This window comes from Actinotignum schaalii, from assembly GCF_028864145.1.
GTDB lineage: Bacteria > Actinomycetota > Actinomycetes > Actinomycetales > Actinomycetaceae > Actinotignum > Actinotignum schaalii_B.
Map to the genome: position 1 here is coordinate 1 of NZ_JARBHJ010000072.1, position 725 is coordinate 725.

Here is a 725-nt window from a genome sequence, read left to right on the forward strand (position 1 = left end):
CCGGATACCCACAAGAGTTTAGCCTCGCGCACCTGGTTTTCATCCAGGTCCGTGTCCTTAATCTGTAGGTCAGGGGCCGAGGGCTCACGGTAGAAGAAGAATGGGAAATGCTCAGGTGGGATAATCTCGCAGAAAGTAACAGGCGTGTTCAGGGTCTTGTCAACGATCACGTATTCATCCGATACACCAAGTCGGCGCATTTCCAGGCGTACCCACCGCCCGAAGGGGTCATCACCTACCCCGGTGAGGGTGGCACAGTCTTCTCCCAGGCGTGCTGCTGCTACTGCCACGTTGGTGGGAGAGCCTCCCAGGAATTTCCCGAACGTTGTGACTTCTTCGAGAGTGCAGTTGGTTTGCAGGGGATAAATATCGACGCCGCAGCGTCCGATTGTTAGTACATCATGGACGACCATGTCCATCACTTCCTTATCTGTGGTTTATTCGGTGCGTTCGAACGACATTGTTGCTTCATAGGTGCCCTCGGAAGGCCACCGCACCGTTGTGGCCTTCGCGCGCGTGTAGAATCGCACGCCTTCGGGGCCGTGGATATGGGTATCTCCCATAAGAGAGTCTTTCCATCCACCAAACGAGTAGTACGCCACGGGCGTGGGGATAGGAACGTTGATACCGACCATGCCAGCTTCAACTTCCAGCTCGAAACGACGTGCCAGGCCACCATCGTTGGTGAAGATCGCTGCTCCGTTACCGTAAGGCGAGGAATTAAC

Annotated in this window: 2 protein-coding genes; both read right to left on the reverse strand. The window is 55.3% G+C overall.

Annotated features, from left to right (window positions below):
* The coding region (locus PWJ82_RS09500; RefSeq protein WP_274736437.1) for a PfkB family carbohydrate kinase at positions 1–413 on the reverse strand (413 nt) is incomplete at its 3' end.
* Positions 414–437: 24 nt separating this feature from the next.
* Positions 438–725, reverse strand: a 288-nt coding sequence (locus tag PWJ82_RS09505; RefSeq protein ID WP_274736438.1) for an aldehyde dehydrogenase family protein, incomplete at its 5' end; no start/stop codon positions are given.